Origin of the sequence: Epilithonimonas sp. UC225_85 (assembly GCF_042695135.1) — a bacterium.
Lineage (GTDB): Bacteria > Bacteroidota > Bacteroidia > Flavobacteriales > Weeksellaceae > Epilithonimonas.
In genome coordinates this window covers 2,827,725-2,848,758 of record NZ_CP170547.1, presented here as the reverse complement: position 1 = coordinate 2,848,758, position 21,034 = coordinate 2,827,725, and the positions used below count along the sequence as shown (strand labels likewise).

20 protein-coding genes are annotated in these 21,034 nt (G+C 35.3%); 7 read left to right on the top strand and 13 right to left on the bottom strand.

What is annotated here, in order from left to right:
• Positions 1 to 7: 7 nt before the first annotated feature.
• The 6 genes from ACFJGY_RS12980 to ACFJGY_RS12955 all read right to left on the bottom strand — a co-directional run bounded on the left by ACFJGY_RS12980 (position 8) and on the right by ACFJGY_RS12955 (position 4,774).
• Positions 8 to 439 (bottom strand): PaaI family thioesterase, encoded by a 432-nt coding sequence (locus ACFJGY_RS12980; protein ID WP_379964560.1) that lies wholly within the window; start codon positions 437 to 439, stop codon positions 8 to 10.
• 2 nt (positions 440 to 441) lie between these two features.
• Entirely contained in the window at positions 442 to 1,014 is a 573-nt protein-coding gene (locus ACFJGY_RS12975; protein WP_379964558.1) for a 1-acyl-sn-glycerol-3-phosphate acyltransferase, read from the bottom strand.
• A 255-nt stretch (positions 1,015 to 1,269) separates the two neighbouring features.
• A complete protein-coding gene (locus ACFJGY_RS12970) occupies positions 1,270 to 2,100 on the bottom strand; it encodes a GLPGLI family protein (RefSeq protein ID WP_379964556.1) in 831 nt (276 codons plus the stop codon).
• 1 nt (position 2,101) lies between these two features.
• Entirely contained in the window at positions 2,102 to 2,620 is a 519-nt protein-coding gene (locus ACFJGY_RS12965; RefSeq protein WP_379964554.1) for a DoxX family protein, read from the bottom strand.
• An 88-nt stretch (positions 2,621 to 2,708) separates the two neighbouring features.
• Positions 2,709 to 4,433, bottom strand: a complete 1,725-nt coding sequence (locus ACFJGY_RS12960; protein ID WP_379964552.1) for a PspC domain-containing protein — start codon at positions 4,431 to 4,433, stop codon at positions 2,709 to 2,711.
• 5 nt (positions 4,434 to 4,438) lie between these two features.
• Positions 4,439 to 4,774: a PadR family transcriptional regulator gene (locus tag ACFJGY_RS12955; RefSeq protein ID WP_379964550.1), complete on the bottom strand. Its 336-nt coding sequence runs from the start codon at positions 4,772 to 4,774 to the stop codon at positions 4,439 to 4,441.
• Positions 4,775 to 5,149: 375 nt separating this feature from the next.
• Here ACFJGY_RS12955 and ACFJGY_RS12950 point away from each other — a divergent pair, with 375 nt between their 5' ends.
• The 6 genes from ACFJGY_RS12950 (at position 5,150) to rpsO (ending at position 12,950) form a co-directional block, all read left to right on the top strand.
• Positions 5,150 to 6,139, top strand: coding sequence for an SDR family NAD(P)-dependent oxidoreductase (locus tag ACFJGY_RS12950; RefSeq protein ID WP_379964549.1), 990 nt, complete (start codon positions 5,150 to 5,152; stop codon positions 6,137 to 6,139).
• 18 nt (positions 6,140 to 6,157) lie between these two features.
• The gene (locus ACFJGY_RS12945) at positions 6,158 to 6,964 is read left to right on the top strand and encodes a helix-turn-helix domain-containing protein (RefSeq protein ID WP_379964547.1); all 807 of its coding nucleotides are present in this window, start codon (positions 6,158 to 6,160) and stop codon (positions 6,962 to 6,964) included.
• Between the two features lie 268 nt (positions 6,965 to 7,232).
• Complete coding sequence (thrA, locus tag ACFJGY_RS12940; protein ID WP_379964545.1) at positions 7,233 to 9,677, top strand: bifunctional aspartate kinase/homoserine dehydrogenase I; 2,445 nt, start codon at positions 7,233 to 7,235, stop codon at positions 9,675 to 9,677.
• Between the two features lie 147 nt (positions 9,678 to 9,824).
• Positions 9,825 to 10,760 carry a homoserine kinase gene (locus tag ACFJGY_RS12935; RefSeq protein ID WP_379964543.1) on the top strand — a complete coding sequence of 312 codons (936 nt, stop codon included), beginning with the start codon at positions 9,825 to 9,827 and terminating at the stop codon, positions 10,758 to 10,760.
• Positions 10,761 to 11,172: 412 nt separating this feature from the next.
• Positions 11,173 to 12,480, top strand: a complete 1,308-nt coding sequence (thrC, locus tag ACFJGY_RS12930; RefSeq protein ID WP_379964541.1) for a threonine synthase — start codon at positions 11,173 to 11,175, stop codon at positions 12,478 to 12,480.
• A gap of 200 nt (positions 12,481 to 12,680) precedes the next feature.
• Positions 12,681 to 12,950 (top strand): 30S ribosomal protein S15, encoded by a 270-nt coding sequence (rpsO, locus tag ACFJGY_RS12925; protein ID WP_379964539.1) that lies wholly within the window; start codon positions 12,681 to 12,683, stop codon positions 12,948 to 12,950.
• 77 nt (positions 12,951 to 13,027) lie between these two features.
• On the opposite strand, the gene ACFJGY_RS12920 is transcribed toward rpsO, so the two are convergent.
• From ACFJGY_RS12920 to rlmB, 5 genes are all read right to left on the bottom strand, one after another.
• A complete protein-coding gene (locus ACFJGY_RS12920; protein WP_379964537.1) occupies positions 13,028 to 13,654 on the bottom strand; it encodes a hypothetical protein in 627 nt (208 codons plus the stop codon).
• A gap of 15 nt (positions 13,655 to 13,669) precedes the next feature.
• Positions 13,670 to 16,222 carry a YfhO family protein gene (locus ACFJGY_RS12915; RefSeq protein ID WP_379964535.1) on the bottom strand — a complete coding sequence of 851 codons (2,553 nt, stop codon included), beginning with the start codon at positions 16,220 to 16,222 and terminating at the stop codon, positions 13,670 to 13,672.
• 148 nt (positions 16,223 to 16,370) lie between these two features.
• Positions 16,371 to 16,598 carry a hypothetical protein gene (locus tag ACFJGY_RS12910; protein ID WP_379964533.1) on the bottom strand — a complete coding sequence of 76 codons (228 nt, stop codon included), beginning with the start codon at positions 16,596 to 16,598 and terminating at the stop codon, positions 16,371 to 16,373.
• 29 nt (positions 16,599 to 16,627) lie between these two features.
• Positions 16,628 to 17,668: a DUF6263 family protein gene (locus ACFJGY_RS12905; protein ID WP_379964531.1), complete on the bottom strand. Its 1,041-nt coding sequence runs from the start codon at positions 17,666 to 17,668 to the stop codon at positions 16,628 to 16,630.
• Positions 17,669 to 17,731: 63 nt separating this feature from the next.
• On the bottom strand, positions 17,732 to 18,484 hold the full coding sequence (gene rlmB, locus ACFJGY_RS12900) for a 23S rRNA (guanosine(2251)-2'-O)-methyltransferase RlmB (protein ID WP_379964529.1): 753 nt from the start codon (positions 18,482 to 18,484) through the stop codon (positions 17,732 to 17,734).
• A 101-nt stretch (positions 18,485 to 18,585) separates the two neighbouring features.
• Between rlmB and ACFJGY_RS12895 the strand changes: the two genes are divergently transcribed.
• Entirely contained in the window at positions 18,586 to 19,947 is a 1,362-nt protein-coding gene (locus tag ACFJGY_RS12895) for a T9SS type A sorting domain-containing protein (protein WP_379964527.1), read from the top strand.
• Between the two features lie 43 nt (positions 19,948 to 19,990).
• Here ACFJGY_RS12895 and ACFJGY_RS12890 read toward each other — a convergent pair whose 3' ends face one another.
• Both ACFJGY_RS12890 and ACFJGY_RS12885 read right to left on the bottom strand, forming a co-directional pair.
• Positions 19,991 to 20,425, bottom strand: a complete 435-nt coding sequence (locus tag ACFJGY_RS12890; protein ID WP_379964525.1) for a hypothetical protein — start codon at positions 20,423 to 20,425, stop codon at positions 19,991 to 19,993.
• A 3-nt stretch (positions 20,426 to 20,428) separates the two neighbouring features.
• Complete coding sequence (locus ACFJGY_RS12885; protein ID WP_379964523.1) at positions 20,429 to 20,905, bottom strand: DinB family protein; 477 nt, start codon at positions 20,903 to 20,905, stop codon at positions 20,429 to 20,431.
• Between the last annotated feature and the right edge of the window lie 129 nt (positions 20,906 to 21,034).

Sequence of the window (21,034 nt, the reverse complement as noted above, 5' to 3'; positions counted from 1 at the left end):
AATTAATTTAAACTTTCCCGACAGGAACGATGTTGTTCGTCATTGTCGTATGATTGATCAGATTTCCTTTTTCGTCCCGGATCTCGATTTGAGAAACGTGCATTGTATTGCCTTTTCGGATGAAAGTCGCAGTTCCAGTTACGATACCGTCTCTTATCGCCCGCAAATGATTGCTGTTGATATTGGTGCCAACGGGAACAGCTTTGGTAATGTCAAGATTAATTAATGAAAGACAAGATCCCAGAGTCTCTGCCAGTACACAGCTTGCGCCGCCGTGCATAATTCCGTAAGGCTGATGAACTTTTGGGGTCACAGGCATTGTCGCAGTCAGGAAATCATCGGAAACATCGGTGTAAACAATGTCCAGAGTCTCTCCTAAAGTGTTTTTACTGGCTTTGTTGAGTCGGTCTAATATCTCGATTTTTTTATTTTCGTCCATTCTTAATAGATTTTCGGATTCCAGTTTTCAGGAATTTTTGGCGTAATGTCATATTTGATGTAGAAATCCTGAATTTCCGCCATGATTTCTTCGAAGGTATGCGTTTCCAGTTTTTCGTAAGGAATTGCATAACCCAGATTGATGGTTTTTCTTTTGTAATCTCCACCTGCTAAAACTATTGGGACTTTTGCAGCAATAGCCATATTGTAAAAACCTTTACGCCATTTTTCCACTCTGCTTCTGGTTCCTTCCGGAGTGATCACGAGACTGAAATCATCTTTTTTGAATTCATTAGCAACAAAATTGATGAGGTCATTTTTCTGAGAACGATCAATTCCAATTCCGCCAAGATTTTTTACAATTCCGCCATAGAAAGCTTTCGTATGCTGGTCTTTGATAATGACTTTCAGTTTTTTGCCCAAAGCCCAATAAGCAAGGTTGCCAAGTAGATATTCGCTGTTGTGGGTGTGTGGAGCAACGACCAGGATGCATCTGTTGAGATTGTTGACATCGCCTTGCAGAACGATTTTCCATCCGATCAGTTTCAGAATGGCTTTTCCTAAAAATTTCTTCATAGACAAAAAAATAAAGTACAGCCACAAAGCTATACTTTACAAATTTACAAAATATGTTTATTTTCTAAGAAATATCTGGATATTCTTTACATTCAAAAAAGGCTGGTGAAAAAATCGACCAATTTGATTGCGATTTCTAATACTAATTGTATCATTTTGTTATAGTTTTTTAAGTTAGAAAATGTATTTCTGAAACAAATTTAATGAAATTACAAATATTATTAATAATAATTTGGTTAATTTTTTATTAAATTTTTAATTGACAGCCGGATATATTACGGCGTTTGTAAGATCCAAAGGATTATAGCTTTTAAGAATGTGAGTCTGCATTACTTTTGCCATTTCCTTAAACTGATCTTTGCTTGTGATCTTGGTTCCTCCAACCTGGAAAGTGCCTGGTGGAACATCATCAAATTTTTCTCTCAGTTCTTTCATCGGATCGTTGTAAAACTTCAGCATTTGTTTGTGCATATCTTCAATTTTGACATTGAGAGGTTTCTTGCCTGCAAAAGCTTCCAGAAAATCTGATGTGTCATAAGTTTTTTCCAATTTTTGGCTTTTGACCAATTTGAAGATGAAATTGTTCTTGCTGTCATTCAGTTCAAAAATCAACCCGGGCAAACCCCGAAACTTGTAAGGTCCTTCCGCAATATTGATGTCTTTGCAGAACCAGGCCGTCCACTCTCTTCCGCCAAACTTTGTAGTTGCTTTTTGCAAAGTGTATTGTCCGGAAGTTTTGGTTTCATTCTCCAGTTTCCAATCCATTTTGTCTGTTGTCTGGTAAGAAAAATAATCCATCATCATTTCGTAATTGATGTTTTGATAAGAATTTTTATTTCTCTTAATGGCCGGTGTTTGATTCCAGCTGTAATTGTGTCCGCCTTTTTTATTGATAGAATCATTCAGGATGTTTTCGTAATCATAAAACTTAACATCGGTAGGGTTGATGTCCAAAGCCATATTTGTTTTTCTGTACTCTGTAGATTCGGAATTTGGCTTGAATTGATATTCATAAATAAAACGGTGGGTTTGAGCCTTTGATAAAGTGGTGAATATTATCAAAAGTAAAAAAGTATAGATTTTCATATTAATTTGATTTTAATAAAATTGAACCTGAGAGTAGAATAATAAATAAAATAAATCCTGTGATTTGCCAAATCAATGAAGGCTCTTTGTAATCGTGTGTTTCTGAGATTCTGATTCCGACTATTGGTTTCAGTTTGTTCCAGTCCCAAGCTAATAAAACTAAGGATGCAAAAAGCATTAATGAAGTGATGATCCAGGTTCCTGTAAAATGCATACTGATCGTAAGAACGCAAATATTAAGAATAATTCCAAAGAACATCAAAGCGCCTGATGTTGCAAATCTCTGAGTGAATAACAGGAATGCCGCAAGCAATTGACAAAATCCTAAAAACTCATAATAAAATCCCGTCCGATACATTGCTTCGAAGAAATAACCAATTGGATTATCAGTGCCAATGCTTGTAAATCTTTCGCCAAGCAATTTTTTAAGACCTGAAGGGATGAAAGCAAATCCAACTAAAAACCGAATGCCAATAATCAATAAATTCAGCGTTCTGTTGTTTCTTAGTTTAGAGTACATAGTTTTTTAGTTTTTTGGGAAAGAACTAGAAGAAAAGCGGAAACTCTTTACAGTTTTTGACCCGCTTTTCGACTAATCCACTCTCAAATTATTTAGTTTTGATATTGATCTCTTTCTTACCGTCTTTGATGTTGATGTTAAGATCTTCAATACTTTTTTTAACTTTTTCATCAATTTTCAGTCTTTCCAAAACTACATCTGCAGAATCTTTGGAGTAATATTTCCCATTGATTTTCACGCTGTCATTTTCGTCAGAATTATATTCGATGGTAGTTCCGTTGATATTGATCTTATTTTTCTCAACTGTGATTCCGTCATTATTATCGTTATCAGAATCGTTGTCGTCATTATCATTGTCATCGCTTACATTCACCTGATATTCTTTTTCATTGATAACTTTCGTATTTCTTGGAACGACAAGTTCATAATCCAGTCTGTAGTTTCTGAAACGGTATTCGTAAGGATATTCGAAGTAGTTTGGCAAAATAATTCTGTTTCCAACGATTTCCACAGGTACTTTCATTTTTAGAGGCTGGTTGTAGCCGTCCGCTTCTCTTTTCACAATCAGATAAGGCGTTTTGATGTCATCTCTTCTCGTGATTTCTACATTAGGATAATCTTTTTTGAAGATCTTTGTCTTATCAGAATAGATATTATCGAAATAAGTTTTGAAGTTCTCAGGAATTTCCACTTTTTTGCTGTCGATATAGATTGTGTCAGCTGCATTTGGAGCAGTGATAGAGATGTTCTCATAATCTTCATTTTCTCCGCTGTAAGCAAAATTGAATTTTGAAGCATTCGCTGCTAATACACCTATTAGTATAATCCAGATGATTCCTAAAGTTCCCAAAACCGGACCTACATAGTTGAATTTCGTTTTCGGAGAGAATAATTTAATTGATAATAATAAGAAGGCAACTCCGAAGATAATGGTTGGCAAAGCCGCAATCGCTAGCACCAAATATCCCATATTGTTTTCCTCAAGATAAAATCCAAGATTGTTGTCTATCCCGAATTTTCCGGAACCGTAAGCAAATGTCATTGCAAATAATCCTATGAAACAGCCTGCAGCCATCAATGCTAACCAGATTGCCAAGCAATATTTAAGAATTTTCAGGATGGCATCGCCGCCAGAGTTGATTTTTGGTTTACTTTCTGTGTAGATTTCGCCTGCTTTAGATGTTGCTTCGTTGGCAAACTGTACGATTTTCCCTGATTCTTCTTTCAGATTGTCGAAGTTCAAAGGTTTTCCTTTCATTTTCAAAAAATCCGAAGCTGATTCTGCTTTTGGCAATACTGCCCAGAGAATCACATACAGCAATCCAACAAATAAGAATAATGGTGCTAATGGAAATCCGATGATAAAAGTGGCGATCCAGATCAGTCTCATCAACGTTACATCCATCCCGAAATAAGATGCTAAACCTGCGCAAACGCCTCCTAATTTTGCATTTTCCGGATCACGGAACAATTGCTTTTGAGAATTGCTGCTGTAAGAAAAAGCACCAGAAGTTTTGGATTTTTTTTGTTTCCCTTCAGAGAAATATACTTCTTCCTGTTCGTCGATCTGTTCTGGTGTTCCGATTTGAGCAATTACTTTTTCAACATCAGAATCATTGATTACTTCTCTTTTTCCAAGCGTTTCCTTGAATATTTCTACCATTCTGATTTCGATGTCGTGCATTACTTCATCAGCCTCAACGGCGTCTAGAGAATTTCTAAGAGCATTAAGATAATCGCTTAATTTTATGTAAGCCAGCTCGTCTATCGTAAAGGAAAAACCAGCGAGTGCTATAGATAATGTCTTGTTCATAATAATTAGTTTTGAGAGTTTGAGATAATTTGGTTTACAGAATCTGTCAGTTCCTGCCACGTCGTTTGCAGTTCGGTGAGGAAGAGACTACCTTTTTCTGTGATCTGGTAGTACTTTCTTGGCGGTCCGCTTGTGGATTCTTCCCATCTGTAAGCGAGGAATTCGCCATTTTTCAATCTTGTAAGAAGGGGATAAAGAGTTCCTTCCACTACATCCAGTTTTCCTTTTTTGAGAGATTCTATCAGGTCGGAAACATACATTTCGCGTTGTTGGATAAGACTCAAAATACAGAATTCCAGAATTCCTTTGCGCATCTGCGCTTTTGTGTTCTCGGTATTCATATTAATTGTTTGGTTTAAATTTTAAAAACTAAAGTCAGATATTTCATAATTAAGTTTTCGTTTAGCTTTCAAATCTTCCGACTTCCAGCTTCAATCTTCCGACCTCCGAAAACATCTTTCTCCAACTTTACATTGCAAAGATATGTAAACTAAAAGGTATTGTGCAATACAAAGTACCAAATATTTTTAAAGTAAATAGTTAAAGTGTTGATTATCAGTTGTAAAAATTTTATTCCAAAATTAATATTATGAATATTTATATTTTAATTTGGGATTAATTTTTAAATTAAGGACGTTTAAACAAAGTTTAATAGGACGTTTGAACAAAGTTTTTGAATTGGATGAGTTCTAACTTTGCCTTATTAAATATTTAAAATGAATAATTATCAAGGCGCATTACAAAAACCGATAAATTCGGGTTTCAATGCAAAATCAACTTCCGAAGAAGTTATCAAAGGAATTAATCTAGAAGGAAAAACCGCAATCGTAACCGGAGGTAACACGGGCATTGGCTTAGAAACTGTAAAAACACTTGCAAAAGCTGGAGCAACAGTTGTTGTTCCCGCACGGGATGTAGAAAAAGCAAAAAGAAATCTAACAGGAATTCCCAATGTAGAATTGGCAGAACTGGATTTATCCAAACCAGAATCAATTGATGCATTTACAAAAGAGTTCCTGGAATCGGGTAGAGCACTTCATTTATTAATTAATAATGCAGGAATAATGTGGGTGCCGCTTCGTAGAGATGAACGTGGATTTGAATCTCAATTGGCGGTTAATTATCTTGCACATTTCCAGCTCACTGCAAGATTATGGTCTGCACTCAAAAAAGCAGATGGCGCAAGAGTTGTCAATGTATCTTCCGGTGGACATCAATTTTCAGATTTTAATTTCGAAGATCCAAATTTCCTAAAACGTGAATACGAAACTTTATTAGGTTACGGGCAATCAAAAACAGCGGTCAATCTTTTTTCTCTGGAATTGGACAACCGTGCACAAAAATATAATATCCGAAGTTATGCTTTGTGTCCAGGTGCCGTTGGTGAAACCGAATTATCACGAGAAGCACCATTGGATTTATTTCAAAAATTAGGTTATGTTGATTCGGAAGGAAATATATTACCAGAAGTGGCAGCTTCTCTAAAAACCATCCCGCAAGGTGCGGCAACAACCCTTTGGTGCGCAACAAGTCCTTTGTTGAATAATCTTGGTGGTGTTTATTGCGAAAATGTTGATGTAGCAATTTTAAGTCCTGATAAATCAATAATAGGCGGAATCAAACCTTATTCATTAGACGAAATCAATGCAAAAAAATTATGGATATTAAGTGAAAAAATGACAGGGATAACATTCGACTTTAGTTGATATTCGTAACTTTGAGATATGGATTATAAGGTCAATTATATCACTCCGGAAATTAAACTTTCCTGTTACGAAGGTAAATTATTCAGGACAGAAGCAGCTTTTGACGATCATTTGCTTGTATGGTTGATTTCGGGTGAGACAAAAATCATTCTGGCAGATGAAAGTTTTGTACTTGGTGCAGGAAACACCTTTTTAATTCCAAGAAATCAGTTAGCGACCATCATCAATTATCCGAAAGACGGATTGCCTCACAAAGCAGTTGCAATGCATCTTTCAACTGAAAAACTGCGGGAATTTTATGATCATAAACATATAAAATCACAAGTACAGGTATCAAAAATCATCAGTTTTGATAAGCATCCTTTATTGGAAAGCTGTCTTGCCTCCCTGATTCCATATTTCGAAATGCAGGAAAATTTTCCCGAAAATATCGCTTCTTTGAAAATCAATGAGGCTATTAATATTCTGAGGACTATTGATGAAAATATAGATTCTATTCTTAATAACTTCGATGAGCCCGGAAAAATTGACTTATCGGATTTTATGGAGAAAAATTTTATGTTCAATATGTCTTTAGCAAAATTTGGATATCTCACAGGTCGAAGTCTGACGACATTTAAAAGAGATTTTCACAAAAATTTCAATATGACTCCTCAAAGATGGCTGACCAAAAAACGTTTGGAATTGGCACATTATCAACTTGCTGAGAAAAATAGAAAGCCTATAGATATTTATTATGAAATTGGATTTGAGAATCTGTCGCACTTTTCATACGCTTTCAAAAAACATTTTGGATATGCACCGACAAGATTAACAAGACAGTAAGTTTTATTATTAATGTTTTAAGTTATTTAATAATTAATATTTAAAATTATCGAATAATAATTTGCATATTAAAAACACTTTTCTATTTTTGTAACAGAATTAAGAATAACAATGAATTTTACAACCACAACAACCACTTCTACAACGACTACTACAGTATGTCGCAGAGAGGTGTGTTTGTAAGATTGAAAAATAAATAACAATACAAAAAAGCCTTTCTAAATTTCCAGAAAGGCTTTTTTATTTAAAACTTATAACTAAAATACAAATGAAAGTATTAAAATTTGGGGGAACTTCAGTAGGAAGTTTAGATGCATTGCAGAATGTAAAATTAATCGTTGAAAAAGAATTCAATCAAAATGAACCTTTAATTGTGGTTTGCTCCGCTTTTTCAGGAATTACAAATTCTTTATTATCGGCAGCAGAAGAGGCCTTAGCACAAAATGATTTCTCAGAAATTCTGAAAACGGCGGAGGATAAACATTATCATATTATTTCCGGATTATTGCCAAGAATAATGCAGAATCCCTTGCTGATGATGGTTAAAGTAAGTTTTAATGAAATTGAGGATCTTCTTTTCAGTGTCAAAAATCTGGGCGAATTATCCGGTAGAGTTAAAGACAGATTGTTGTCTTATGGCGAACAGATGTCAAGTAAAATCATTGCAACTTATCTTCAGTCAGAGGATTTTCCTTCCCATTACAAAGATGCGAGAGAGCTGATTGTCACAGATTCCAACTTCGGAAATGCTTCGGTTAATTTTAACAAAACCAATGAAAATCTAAAGAACTGGAAGCCTGAAAATCAGATTTATGTCGTGACAGGTTTTATTTCGAAAGATAAAAATCAAGATACAACAACGCTTGGAAGAGGCGGTTCAGATTACACAGCTGCAATTCTTGGTTCTGGTTTGAAAGCTAATGAAATTCAGATATGGACAGATGTTGACGGTTTTATGACAGCCGATCCAAGACTGGTTAAAAATGCATTTTCACAACCAGAACTAAGTTATCAGGAGGCAATGGAAATGTCTTATTTCGGTGCAAAAGTCATCTATCCGCCGACAATGATTCCGGCCATCGAAAGCCAGATTCCAATCTATATCAAGAATACTTTTAACCCGGAAAATCCAGGAACTTTGATTCATCAGAAATCTGAAATTTCCAAAGGTTTGATCAAAGGAATTGTCTCAATCGAGAAAACTTGTCTCGTGAATATCACCGGAAACGGAATGATCGGGATGAAAGGTTTCAGTGGAAGATTGTTCAATGCTCTGGCAAAATATGATATCAATGTTATCCTGATTACTCAGGCAAGTTCCGAACACAGTATTTCTTTTGTGGTCAATTTTAATGATGAGAGAAAAGCTGAAAAAGCAATCAAAGAAGAATTTGAATTTGAAATTAATGCCAACAAAATTGATGAGCCGCAATTCGATAATGAACTAAGTATTCTTTCCGTCGTCGGGGAGAATATGAAAAAAACGAGAGGGATCAGCGGGAAATTTTTTAGTGCTTTGGGCAAAAACGGAATCAATATTATCGCCATCGCGCAAGGTTCTTCTGAGCTCAATATTTCTGCAGTTATTGAAAGAAATGAACTTTCAAAAGCACTAAATGTAGTCCACGATTCACTCTTACTTTCGCCTGTAAAAACCTTCAATGTGATGTTTGCCGGAACAGGAAATATCGGTAAAGAATTGTTCCGACAATTGGAAAGAGAACAGAAAAATCTTCAAGAAAATCATCAGATAAAAATCAATGTTGTGGGAATTACAAACAGCCGGGAAATGAAAATTTTCGATAATTTTGAATCCAATTTTGATTTAAATAATAACTTTAATAGTAATTTACAAAATTCAGATTTAAAAGAATTTATAAGTTCTATTTCAAGTAAAAATTTACCTAACTTAGTTTTCGTAGATAATACTTCCAGTGAAGATGTTGTAAGCCATTATCCGCAACTTTTTGATAATAATATTTCGGTGGTAACTTGCAACAAAAAAGGAAATTCTTCCGGTTACGAACAGTACAGCAAATTCAAAAGATTAGCAAAAAAGAACAACGTCAGTTTCTTATATGAGACAAATGTAGGCGCTGGACTTCCAATCATCAAAACATTGAATGATCTTTGGATTTCCGGAGACGAAATTCTCAAAATAGAAGCGATTTTATCTGGAACGATTTCCTATATTTTCAATAATTATGTTGGGGACAAAACTTTTGCTGAGGTTGTAAGAACTGCGCAGGAACTAGGCTACACAGAACCTGACCCAAGAGACGATCTCAACGGAATGGATTTCTCCAGAAAGATGCTGATCCTTGGAAGAGAAATTGGTTTGCCTTTGGAAATGTCTGATGTCAACATCAAAGATTTTTTGCCGGAAGCTTGTCTCAAAGCAGATTCGATTCCGAGTTTTTATGAAGAGCTGGAAAAAAACGAACCTTACTTTTCATCCTTTAAAAATGAAGCAGAACAATCCGGAAAAAAACTCAGACTAATCGGAATTCTGGAAGACGGAAAAATCAACATCGAAGTGAAAATGGTTGACGCAAATCACGCGTTTTACGGATTATCAGGAAGTGACAATATCATTTCATTCACAACTTCACGATACAAAAACACACCATTGGTTGTAAAAGGTCCAGGCGCTGGCGCAGAAGTTACAGCTGCAGGTGTTTTCGCAGATTTGGTAAGAGTTACAGCACAATAATTTAAAATATCGCAAAGGCTCAAAAATTATAAAAAATAATCGCTGAAAAGCCGCCAAGAAATTTGTGACTTAAAAAAGTAATTATTTAGAATTTTTTTTGCGCCTTTGCGTTAAAAATTTTTATCATTAAATCAATTAAAGAAAATTATGTCTTTAAATACAATAAAAGTTTTCGCTCCCGCAACAGTCGCCAACGTGGTTTGCGGTTATGATATTCTCGGTTTTGCAATAGATGAACCAGGTGACGAAATCATCCTGACAAAAAACGATTCCAACAAAATCGCTATCACAAAAATCGAAGGTGACGGCGGAAAACTCCCTAAAGACCCAGAGAAAAATGTGGTTTCCCACGTCATCCGATTATTCCTCGAAAAAATAAATTCCAATCAAGGAATCGATATCGAGCTTTACAAAAAAATGCCACTCAACAGCGGAATGGGTTCCAGCGCAGCGAGTAGTGTTGCGGCTTTGGTAGCGATTAATGAGCTGATGGGAAAACCATTTTCACGACAGGAATTATTACCTCTTGCGATTGAAGGCGAACGCATAGCTTGTGGCAATGCACACGCAGACAATGTGGCACCGGCACTTTTGGGCGGAATGGTTTTAGTCAGAAGTTACGAGCCATTAGATGCACTCAGATTACCTTACCCAAAGGATTTATCGGTAGTTTCCGTTCATCCGCACGTGGACGTTCCTACAGGCGAAGCGAGAAAAATCATCAAAGAAAGAATCAGCCTGAAATCTGCCGTCCAGCAATGGGGAAATATCGCCGGATTGGTCGCAGGATTTTGTACGAATGACCTTAATTTGGTCAGCCGAAGTCTCGAAGATGTCATCATAGAACCAGTTCGTGCAATGTTGATTCCGTATTTTTATGAGATGAAACAGCTGGCTTTGGACAATGGTGCGATTGGTTTTGGGATTTCCGGTTCCGGTCCGTCGGTTTTTGCTTTGTGCGAAAAGAAGGAAATTGCGGAAGTTATTGCTTTAAAAATCAAAGAATTACTTAATCAAAAAAATATAGAAAGCGAATCTTTTGTCACCAAAATCAATGACGAAGGCGCAAGAGTCATTAATTAAAATTTGACGAAATTGAACCACTTTGTTAGGTTTGGGCAGCTTAATCCGCCTTCCGCTCCCGCTATTTTGTCATTGCGAACGAAGTGAAGCAATTTATAGAACTTTTCAACAATCGCAATGAAAAAATGAGCTCCATTCAAGTCGGACTGCGGCTTCGCAAAGTTGAAGTTTCCTCTTCAATCCAATTTTGTCATTCTTTAGAAAATTTCGGCAGTCTAGATTGACTTCGTCGAACCACTACGTTAGGTTTCCTGCGGAATGACAAAAGAGCTTCAAAGTTTTATTCTTTGATGAGTTTGTAGTTTATACTGAGCTTGTCGAAGTACCTTTGTGAGCCTTAAAATATTTTCAATCATAATAAAAAAATCTTTGTGCACTTTGTGTTCAATTTTCAAACATTTAAAAAACTAGAATGAAATACATCTCAACAAGAAAACAAGAAGAAACCAACATTAAAACAGCCATCTTAAAAGGTTTGGCAGATGACGGCGGACTTTTTATGCCCGAATATATTCCGCAATTGGAAGCTGATTTTTTTGAAAATTTACCAAATCTCACACTTCAACAAATTGGTTTCCGAGTTGCAAAAGAATTTCTCGGCGAATCTATTTCCGATGAGAATTTGAAAGAAATCATCGATGAAGTTCTGAATTTCGAAATTCCGGCTGTGAAAATCTCAGACAATATTTATTCCCTCGAATTATTCCACGGACCTACGATGGCTTTCAAAGATGTTGGGGCTAGATTTATGGCAAGAATGATGGCTTATTTTTCAGAAGGGAAACCGATGAAAGTGATTGCAGCAACTTCCGGCGACACAGGAAGTGCTGTTGCTTCGGGATTTTTCAATGTTCCCGGAATTGAGGTTTATATTCTTTATCCAAAAGGAAAAGTGAGTCCATTGCAGGAAAAACAATTGACAACTTGGGGCGGAAATATCAAAGCTTTGGAAATCGATGGAACTTTTGACGATTGTCAGGCTTTGGCAAAACAAATTCTCTCAGACGAAGAACTGAACCAGAAGTTCACCTTGACATCAGCAAACAGCATTAATATTGCCAGATTGATTCCTCAGTCGTTTTATTATTTCTGGACATTTGCTCAACTTCAAAAATTAGGAAAACCAATTATTTTTTCAGTTCCGAGTGGAAATTTCGGGAACTTAACTGCCGGACTTTTTGCCAAGAAAATGGGATTGCCGATCCATCAATTCATCGCTTCAACCAATGCCAATGATGTTGTCCCAAACTACCTCGAAACAGGAAATTTCAATGCCAAACCATCAAAACAGACCATCAGCAATGCAATGGATGTTGGGAATCCAAGTAATTTCGAAAGAATGAAAAGTCTTTTTAATGATGATGTCTCAGAATTCAAAAAGGAAATTGAGTCGTATTCTTTTTCTGATGACGAAACGAAGTCAACAATGATAAAAGTGAAGAATGAATTTGGTTATATTTTGGATCCGCACGGCGCTGTTGCTTATTTGGGATTAGAAACTCTTCGACAAGCTCAGAGTGACAAAAAAGGTGAAGATTTTGTTGGTGTTTTATTGGAAACGGCTCATCCTGCTAAGTTTGTGGAAGTAGTAGAAGATGTTTTAAAAGAGAAAGTTGAAATCCCTGAAAAACTGGAAGCTTTCAATCGGAAAGAAAAGCAATCTATAGAGTTTTCAACGGATTTTGAATTGGTGAAAGAATATTTGTTTAAGGAGAATTAATTTATCGCAAAGGCGCAAAATTATTTACAAATTAAATGCTAAAAGTCGCAAAGTTAAATGCTGTATTTTTTGCGACTTTAAACATTGCAAAAATAAAACTTACATCTTTGCGATAAAAACTTTTAATTACAGTTTCTAATCCCAAATAAAATCATATCTTTGCACCCGAATTACATAATAATCATTTAAATAATATTGGAATGTATCTAACACCAGAAAAAAAGTCAGAAATTTTCGCAAAGCACGGAAAATCTGCAAATGACACAGGAAGCGCTGAAGGACAGGTAGCTCTATTCACTTATAGAATCAACCACCTTTCTCAGCATTTGAAGGCTAATCGCCACGATTTTGCAACAGAGAAATCTCTAGTGAAATTGGTAGGGAAGAGAAAAGCTCTTCTTGATTACTTGAAGAAGAAAGAAATTTCTAGATATAGAGCGATCATCGCTGAATTAGGAATCAGAAAATAATTCCGCTTTCAGGCAAAAAACAAAAGCAACTCAATTTGGGTTGCTTTTTTGTTTTTCGATTTTATTAATTCATCTTTCTATATCATTCCACAGATTACTGCCAGAATTATTGTTATAATAATCGAAGCTTTGAATTTCAATTTACTTAATCTCAATCTGTTTCCTATAAAAATTATTCCAGCACTCAGGAAAAGTTTAATAATAAAATCAATCAAAGAAAAATTTCCTGATGTATAATCAAAAACCTTAGTGAAATTTAAAATGATTAAAAACAAACCAAAAAGTATAATCATCAAACCATAATCACTTTGTCTTTTGGTTATTGATTCTTGAGAGAATTTAATTGAATAGTAAAACAAAATAATTCCAATAAAAAATTTTATATGAATAGCTGGATTCGAAACCAAATCTGTTCTTGTTACTGAATATAATAATTTGTCAACTATAAAGCTATAATATATTAAAAGTGATAATAAGATTAAGTTTGCTAAAATAAATAATCGTGAATAGAACTCTTTATTAAGTTTTAAAATGAAAAATGATAAAAATGATAAAGAGGAAATTGTAAATACAACGATTCTGAAAAATAGAATATTTAGATCTTCAAACTCCTTGCTTAAAAGATAAATGTTATCAATTGAATTTAAGACAGAAATTATTATTAATATCCAATTAAAAACGTTATTTGAAAAGACTTTTTTCATTTTTTTAAAAATTAATTAAGCTTCCGCAACCTCAGATTTCCTAGATTCTTTAAACAGAAAATAACCCCCAATCAAACTCAAAATAACAAACAATCCAAAACTTATCAAAGAAAATAATTTCCCTGTTTCGATAACAGCGGGTTCAAATTTCATCTCAATCTTATGTTTTCCGGCAGGGACATAAAGTGCTCTCAAAAGGTAATTCGCTTTGATGTAATCTACCTTATTTCCGTCCAGATAAACATTCCAGCCGTGCGGATAATAAACCTCGGAAAACACCGCCAATTGAGGTGTTTTGGAAGAGGAATCAAAAGATAATTCGTTTGGCTGATAAGATTTCAAAGCCAGAAACGCCGTTGAGTCTTTTGCCAGATTTTTTCCGTTGAAATAGGCTTTATCACCTTTGGAAATCACAGCAATTTTCTTGGTGTCAAGATTTCCGGTTTCGTTCAGTTCTTCGTTTGGATTATCCACGAATTTGATATCAGAAACAAACCACGCACTACCGTTGGCTTCAGGATTTGGTGTAATTTCCGGTTTTTGCTGGTCGCCAACTAAGAAATATTTGGTGTTCAGCATATTCAGGATTCTGATGGTTTTTACCTGGTCTGTTGTTGAGAAATATTTGTTGATTAAATCATCGTAACGTCTCAATTTAACCGCGTGATAACCACCAATTGAAGATTTGAAATAAGAAGTATTCGTCTCGCTGAAAGTTCCTAAAACATTATTGAAAATCCTGTAATGGTCTTTGTCTTTTTCGGCAATGGTTTGAAGTGCTTTATTAACTTCGGTCTGTTGAAGAAGACTTTGAACAAAAGTGTCGTTTCCGGCTTTGCTCATTAGATATTCCGAATTTTCGGTCTGAAAAGGATAATCGGCGAAGGTTTTATCAACGAAATTATCATCGTTCAGATAACGTTTGTTTACGGTCCAAAGGTCAAACAAACTCACGAATCCGATGATTAATAAGACAACATTAATATTAATTTTTTTCTTCAATCCTAAGAATAGAGCACCGGCTGTAATTAACACGTAAACAATTGCTTTGAAAGCATCGGTACGGAACATTTTCAGTCTTTCGTCAACCAAATAATCCAGTAAATAGGGCGGAAGATAAGTTTTCTCATTTGCTGTGTAAAAACCTAAAATTCCTTTACCAAACAGAGCCAAAATTAATGTGATTCCGAGAACGGTTCCCGAAACATAAAGTAAAATTTTCTTTTTATAGTCTTCGGTCATTTTGAGCGGAGTCGAAGAATCATCCGTAAAGAATTTATACAATCCAAGAATGGCAATAAAAGGAAACAGAAATTCCACAACCACCAAAATAGAAGATGGCGCACGGAACTTATTGTACATCGGAACATAATCAATAAAGAAATCTGTTAAAGCTGAAAAATTACTTCCCCAAGCTAGGAAAACCGTAAGGATTGATGCTCCAATAATCCAATATCTGTACTTCCTTCCTGCAAAGAAAAATCCTAAAACCGCCAGGAAACAAACAACTGCACCTTGGTAAGCTGGTCCGGATGTGCTTGGCTGGTCACCCCAATACGTTGGGCTTCCAAAACCTTTTGTCATCATATCATATTCCTGCTGGGATTTGATATTTTCCTGAGCCAGTTCCTGGATGTGTTCCATTATTTTGTCGGAACCCTCTTCCTGACTTGCACCTCCCATCAATCTCGGAATGAATAGGTTAAGGGTTTCCAGTTTTCCGTAGCTCCACATTGTGATGCTTTCTTTGTCCATCCCGTCTTTTCCGGCAGTGTGAGAATCTGTGTTCAGAATTTGCTTTCCACGAACGGTTTCTTTCACATATTCTGCGTTAGCCATAATTCTTTGGGAGTTCATTCCAACACCGATGATGGCTGCGACACCAACGATTCCGCTGGAAATAAGGAAATGTTTCCATTCTATTTTTCCTTTGATGGCTCTTATTAGTTCAGAAAGAAACAAAAATCCTAATCCAAGGAAGAGGTAATAAGTCATCTGCGGGTGATTCGCGCAAATCTGAAGCCCCATAAAAAGGGTAGTGGTGATGAACCCGAGAATGTATTTTTTTCTGAAATAAACTAAGAGAATTCCAGCTAAAAGTGGTGCAAAATAAGCAATTGTATGTACTTTTCCGTTGTGTCCTGCCGCAATGATGATATAAAAATAAGTTGACAATCCAAAGAATGTTGCACCTAATAAAGCATATTTCCAATTCCTAACTGCTACTATTCCCAAAAAGAAAAATCCGGCAAACAATAAGAACAGATAATTTGCAGGTTTTGGAAGGAACAAAAACAAATCGTCTATTTTCTTGATGACATCGCCACGGAATTGCGCTCCGGTCTGGTAAGTTGGCATTCCGCCAAACATTGCATCGCTCCAATAGGTTTCCTTGTCATTGTTGGCTCGGTATTGAAGAAGTTCTTCTGCGCCGCCTTTGTAGAAAACAATGTCATGCTGCATCAGTCGTTTTCCTGAAATGACAGGATTGGCATAAACCACCGCCAAAAGGATGAAAACGACAAAACTTGCAAGGATAAATATTAGATTTTTATTGTTCTTGAACATAAATAGAGGTTAGATATTAGACTTTAGATATTAGATAAAAATCAATTACAAATTGGCTTTAAAATTTTAAATTTCAAATTTAATATTAAAAAACCTTTCAGACTTAAAAATCTGAAAGGTTTTGTGTTTATTTTATGTCGCAATTGGACTATTGCTTTTTATCTTCCTTTATTTCCTCGTAATCTACAGTTTCTGCATCCCATTTTACTTTAGGTTCAGGCATTTTTTTCGAACCGGGGTGTTCGTTTTCCTGTTGATTCTTAGGATTCAGGGTTGGAAAGTTTTTGTAAAATGCATTGAAAAACAATCTTTTCAATATATTCCAGACAAAAAATATAATGATAGTCGCTAAGACGAATTCGAAAATGTACTTCATTTCCTTATTTTTTATTTAATACTTAAAATCTATTTATAAGAAGGATTTATGATGATAGACGTTGTAGAGTTTTTGCTCATACTTTGCGTCTGTTTGCCATCTGTCACGCTTTCTTTTTGAGTAGTTTTGATGCTCAGATTTTGGTTCAGAAGCCAGCCTGTATGCTCATCAATGATGATTTTTCCGCTTTCTGTTCCGCCAACACTCATTGTGTGTGTCATTCCGTTTTGGGTTTGCTTGTCGGATTTTGAAGGAATTACTCCAGTTACGGTGATTTCCGCTTTTCCGTCCTCGACTTTAGTTAAGGTGAAAGTTAAATTCTGTTTTACTTTCCCCGGAACGATATCTTCGGAATCTGTCCATTTGTCGCCGATTTTCGCCCCTTTTGCAGGAAGGAGTTTCAGGTTTTTGCCCAATTGTTCTTTCATCATTTCTTCATTGAAACCAGCTTTGAAGCTTTGGATAAAAGCATCCTGCTGTTTTGTGTCTTTCACGGTTCCGGCAATGGCTTTTTTCAGATTGTTATAAACAACATCAAATCCGGAAACTGTTTTGATGTTCCCGTAAACGTCCATTTTTACATTCAGTTTGTTACCTGCTAATCCTTTGCTTACAAGATAATCCATTTTCAGACCTTCCTCTTTTGGAGCCGCTTGTTTGGTGTCGATAACAATTGTTTTTCCGTTTGCTGAATTTGACATCCTTTTTCCTGTCATATTCAGGGTCAAATCGTAAATGTTGTTTTTAAAATCGTTGACTGTAACAGACATTTCGTCCGTTGTTTCATTGGTTCCCGACATTGTTTTTCCATCTGGTGTACTCAGGGATTGTATCTCTCTCTGATAAGAAACCAAAGGATAGGTCACGCCTTTTTCCAGAATGAATTTCTGTTTGTAAACGCCGCTGCTGTCAGCAATCGCTTTCGGTTTTGAAGCCTCTTCCGGAGAAACTTCTACAGTTACAGTTTCGGTTTTTCCTGTTTTTGGGTCAACTCTTGTAATGGTTTTTGTTTCCTTTTTACAAGCGACCAATAATATTGCAATTAGCGCAAGCGCTGTTATTTTTTTCATAATTGATTTTATAATAAATGATATTTGATGAATGATAATTGATATTTTATCTACTAATAATTATCAGCCAACAACTATTTTCTGTCTCACGGCTTCATAAAGAATGGCGCCACACGCTACAGAGACGTTCAGGGATTGGGTTTTACCTTCTATTGGAAGTTTTATTTTTTCGTCCGAATGGTGAAGCACTTCTTTGGAAATTCCAGTTTCCTCATTTCCCATCACGATGGCGCACGGTTCTGTGAAGTCGACATCGTATATCAATTTCTGCGCCTTTTCTGTTGCAGAGAACACTTTGATTCCACTTTGCTGAAGAAAATCTACCGAATGTGCCAGATTTTTTTCCTTACAGATTTTAATATTATAAATGGCGCCGGCGGAAGTTTTGATCGCATCAGAATTAATTGGTGCACCACCTTTTTCAGGAATCAATATGGCGTCGACGCCCACACACTCAGCAGTTCTACAGATCGCTCCGAAGTTTCGAACATCGGTTAATCTGTCAAGAATTAAAATGAAAGGTGTTTTTCCTTCTTCAAAAAGCTGAGGCAAAACATCCTCAATTTTATGAAATGGAACGTCTGAAATGAAAGCAACCACACCTTGGTGGTTTTTTCTCGTGAAACGGTTGAGTTTTTCTACGGGAACATAATTAGGACGAATGTTATGTTTTGCCAAAAGCTGTTTCAGTTCGAAGTAAATTTCGCCTGTCAGCGCATTTTGTAAAAATATTTTATCTACGGTTTTTCCGGCTTCTAGGGCTTCCATTACTGGTCGCAAACCGAATATGAAATCGTCTTTTTTCTCTGGATTCATTAATGAGATTTTGTTTTGCAAAAGTAAGGTTTTTGATTTTAGTTATTTAATATATCAGAATATTTACGATTATTTTATAATTTCGCCCAAACAAATAACCTATGAGAAAACTATTTTTACTTTTTTTTGGTGTATTAAGCATCATTTTATCAGCACAGGATGGAAGTGTTGATCTTAATTTTAACACAGGTGTAGGACCTAATGGTTATAATATTATGGCAATGGGTTTACAGACAGATGGGAAAATTATAGTAGCAGGTGATTTTACATCATATGATGGTGTTGCACGAAAAGGTATTGCACGATTAAATTCTGATGGGGGAATAGATCAAACTTTTAATCCAGGTTCAGGTATTGTAGGAAGGATTCTTAATCTAATTATTCAGCAAGACGGAAAAATCATTATTACCGGAGATTTCACACAGTTCAATAATATTCAAAAAAATTATATTGCACGACTGAATGTAGATGGGACTCTAGATACTTCTTTTAATATTGCGGGTTCTGGACCTTCTAATGCTGTTTATTCTATTGCTCAGCAGATTGATGGCAGGATTCTGATTGCTGGGGATTTTGGATCATATAATGGGATTTCCAGAGGAAGAGTAACACGTTTAAATTCTGATGGGACGCTAGACCAAACTTTTGACTCAGGAATTGGGTCAAATAATTATCTTAATTCAGTAGTTTTACAATATGATGGTAAAGTTTTGATTGGTGGTTATACAAGTACTTATAATAATATTTCCAGAAGAACTATTGCAAGATTAAACAGTGATGGCAGTCTGGATACAAGCTTCAACCCAATTGGTTCAGGTGGCAATATTCCAATTTATACTATGACAGTACAGCCAGACGGGAAAGTAATAATTTGTGGAGGATTTACTTCTTTTAATAATGTTGAAACTGGAGGAATTGCACGTCTTAATACCGACGGAAGTTTGGATACCACATTTGTAAAAAATAATTCAGCCAGCGCCAATTCTGCTATTGTTTTGCCAAACGGAAAAATTTTAACTAACGGGAATTTTTATTCAACCAGTAAATTTCATCGTCTGAAGGCAGATGGAAGTATAGACAAATTATTTGATACGGGTGGTGAAGTTAGAAGAATGATTTTGCAACCCGATGGTAAAATATTAGTCTGTGGATATTTCAATTCATTTAATGGAATCAGTAAAAAACAAATCGTACGAATAAATGGCGAAGATCTACTATCAGTTTCTGACATTGAAAAAGAAAATATTCAAATCTATCCAAACCCTGTAAAAGATATTCTGAACATCAAAAGCGATGAAACAATTTCCGATTACGAAATCTATTCTTTAGATGGAAGAAAATTAACAACAGGAAATAAAATAAATGACTCCAAAATAGATGTCTCTCATCTGACGAAAGGAAATTATCTATTAAAGGTTAAAACAAAAGAAAAAGAACAGACAACCAAGTTTATTAAAGAATAAATGTAAAACGCTTCTCAAATATCTGGGAAGCGTTTTTTTTTAATTAATCCAAAACAAAAACCAAAAACTCATCATTTTCAGTTTTGAATTTCAAATCACCAGTTTTTCTGTAATCTTCAAAAAGCGGTGTAGGAAATGTGTTATCAAATTGTTTGGTTTTGAAGAATTTTCCTTTGATTTTTAAAGGGATTTTCTTGATAAGCTTATCCGTCGTAACCGGAATTTTGAATTTCCTTTTTTCTGGATCTTTAGAATCTACATAGAAACAATGTTCAAACAACTCGGCTTTGTCAGCGTATTTTTTGTAATCAGAGACTTTTACAAAATTCGGGAGATTTGTGTCTTCCCACGTTAGATAAATGACATCAATATCCTGAGTTTTGCTGATGGCTTTATAATATTGAAATCTCTCATTCTCAGATTTTGAAAATGATAAAATCCCTAAAAGGAAAACAGGAAAAAGGAATTTGAGATTCATTTTCTACAAGCTTAAACCTTCTGCAATCAACGCTCTTTTCTGTGCAAGAATATAGCCGTAATGCAGGTTTTCGTGCATGTTATTGAAGATAATCGCATCCTGAATATTCTTTAGATCAATTCCCAGACTGGTAGAATATGGCGTATAGTCCGGAAAGAAATCTGCATCATAATCCTTCATCAAAATCTTAGAAGTTTCAATCAACAAATAAGCAAGATCTTCCATCTCAGATTGCTTCACATCCACGTTTGCAAATGTTCCTTTTTTGTAAGTTTCAACCCAGTATTTATCAATCCGAAATTGATTCCCACTTAGATAATAACAAAGGAGTTGTTGTGTTGCCACACAATGTGCAATATTCCAGTAGATGTTATTATTGAATCCATCTGGAATTGTAAGAAGGTCTTTTTCTGACGTATTTTGTAAAATATTTAAAAGGTTTTTACGGATCTGTCTATGATTGGAAAAATGATAATTCATTTTAAAATTTTGATTTAATGTATAAATGTATGAAAAATGTGAATAACACTCTATTATTAACGTCTTTTTATCAATTTTTTATATAGATTTTGCTTTTAACAAATATTTAACGCAAGATTGGCAATTCTT

Coding starts and splice junctions, on each gene's coding strand:
- ACFJGY_RS12980 (WP_379964560.1), bottom strand. CDS start 439: ATGGACGAAAATAAAAAAATCGAGATATTAGACCGACTCAACAAAGCC.
- ACFJGY_RS12975 (WP_379964558.1), bottom strand. CDS start 1,014: ATGAAGAAATTTTTAGGAAAAGCCATTCTGAAACTGATCGGATGGAAA.
- ACFJGY_RS12970 (WP_379964556.1), bottom strand. CDS start 2,100: ATGAAAATCTATACTTTTTTACTTTTGATAATATTCACCACTTTATCA.
- ACFJGY_RS12965 (WP_379964554.1), bottom strand. CDS start 2,620: ATGTACTCTAAACTAAGAAACAACAGAACGCTGAATTTATTGATTATT.
- ACFJGY_RS12960 (WP_379964552.1), bottom strand. CDS start 4,433: ATGAACAAGACATTATCTATAGCACTCGCTGGTTTTTCCTTTACGATA.
- ACFJGY_RS12955 (WP_379964550.1), bottom strand. CDS start 4,774: ATGAATACCGAGAACACAAAAGCGCAGATGCGCAAAGGAATTCTGGAA.
- ACFJGY_RS12950 (WP_379964549.1), top strand. CDS start 5,150: ATGAATAATTATCAAGGCGCATTACAAAAACCGATAAATTCGGGTTTC.
- ACFJGY_RS12945 (WP_379964547.1), top strand. CDS start 6,158: ATGGATTATAAGGTCAATTATATCACTCCGGAAATTAAACTTTCCTGT.
- thrA (WP_379964545.1), top strand. CDS start 7,233: ATGAAAGTATTAAAATTTGGGGGAACTTCAGTAGGAAGTTTAGATGCA.
- ACFJGY_RS12935 (WP_379964543.1), top strand. CDS start 9,825: ATGTCTTTAAATACAATAAAAGTTTTCGCTCCCGCAACAGTCGCCAAC.
- thrC (WP_379964541.1), top strand. CDS start 11,173: ATGAAATACATCTCAACAAGAAAACAAGAAGAAACCAACATTAAAACA.
- rpsO (WP_379964539.1), top strand. CDS start 12,681: ATGTATCTAACACCAGAAAAAAAGTCAGAAATTTTCGCAAAGCACGGA.
- ACFJGY_RS12920 (WP_379964537.1), bottom strand. CDS start 13,654: ATGAAAAAAGTCTTTTCAAATAACGTTTTTAATTGGATATTAATAATA.
- ACFJGY_RS12915 (WP_379964535.1), bottom strand. CDS start 16,222: ATGTTCAAGAACAATAAAAATCTAATATTTATCCTTGCAAGTTTTGTC.
- ACFJGY_RS12910 (WP_379964533.1), bottom strand. CDS start 16,598: ATGAAGTACATTTTCGAATTCGTCTTAGCGACTATCATTATATTTTTT.
- ACFJGY_RS12905 (WP_379964531.1), bottom strand. CDS start 17,668: ATGAAAAAAATAACAGCGCTTGCGCTAATTGCAATATTATTGGTCGCT.
- rlmB (WP_379964529.1), bottom strand. CDS start 18,484: ATGAATCCAGAGAAAAAAGACGATTTCATATTCGGTTTGCGACCAGTA.
- ACFJGY_RS12895 (WP_379964527.1), top strand. CDS start 18,586: ATGAGAAAACTATTTTTACTTTTTTTTGGTGTATTAAGCATCATTTTA.
- ACFJGY_RS12890 (WP_379964525.1), bottom strand. CDS start 20,425: ATGAATCTCAAATTCCTTTTTCCTGTTTTCCTTTTAGGGATTTTATCA.
- ACFJGY_RS12885 (WP_379964523.1), bottom strand. CDS start 20,905: ATGAATTATCATTTTTCCAATCATAGACAGATCCGTAAAAACCTTTTA.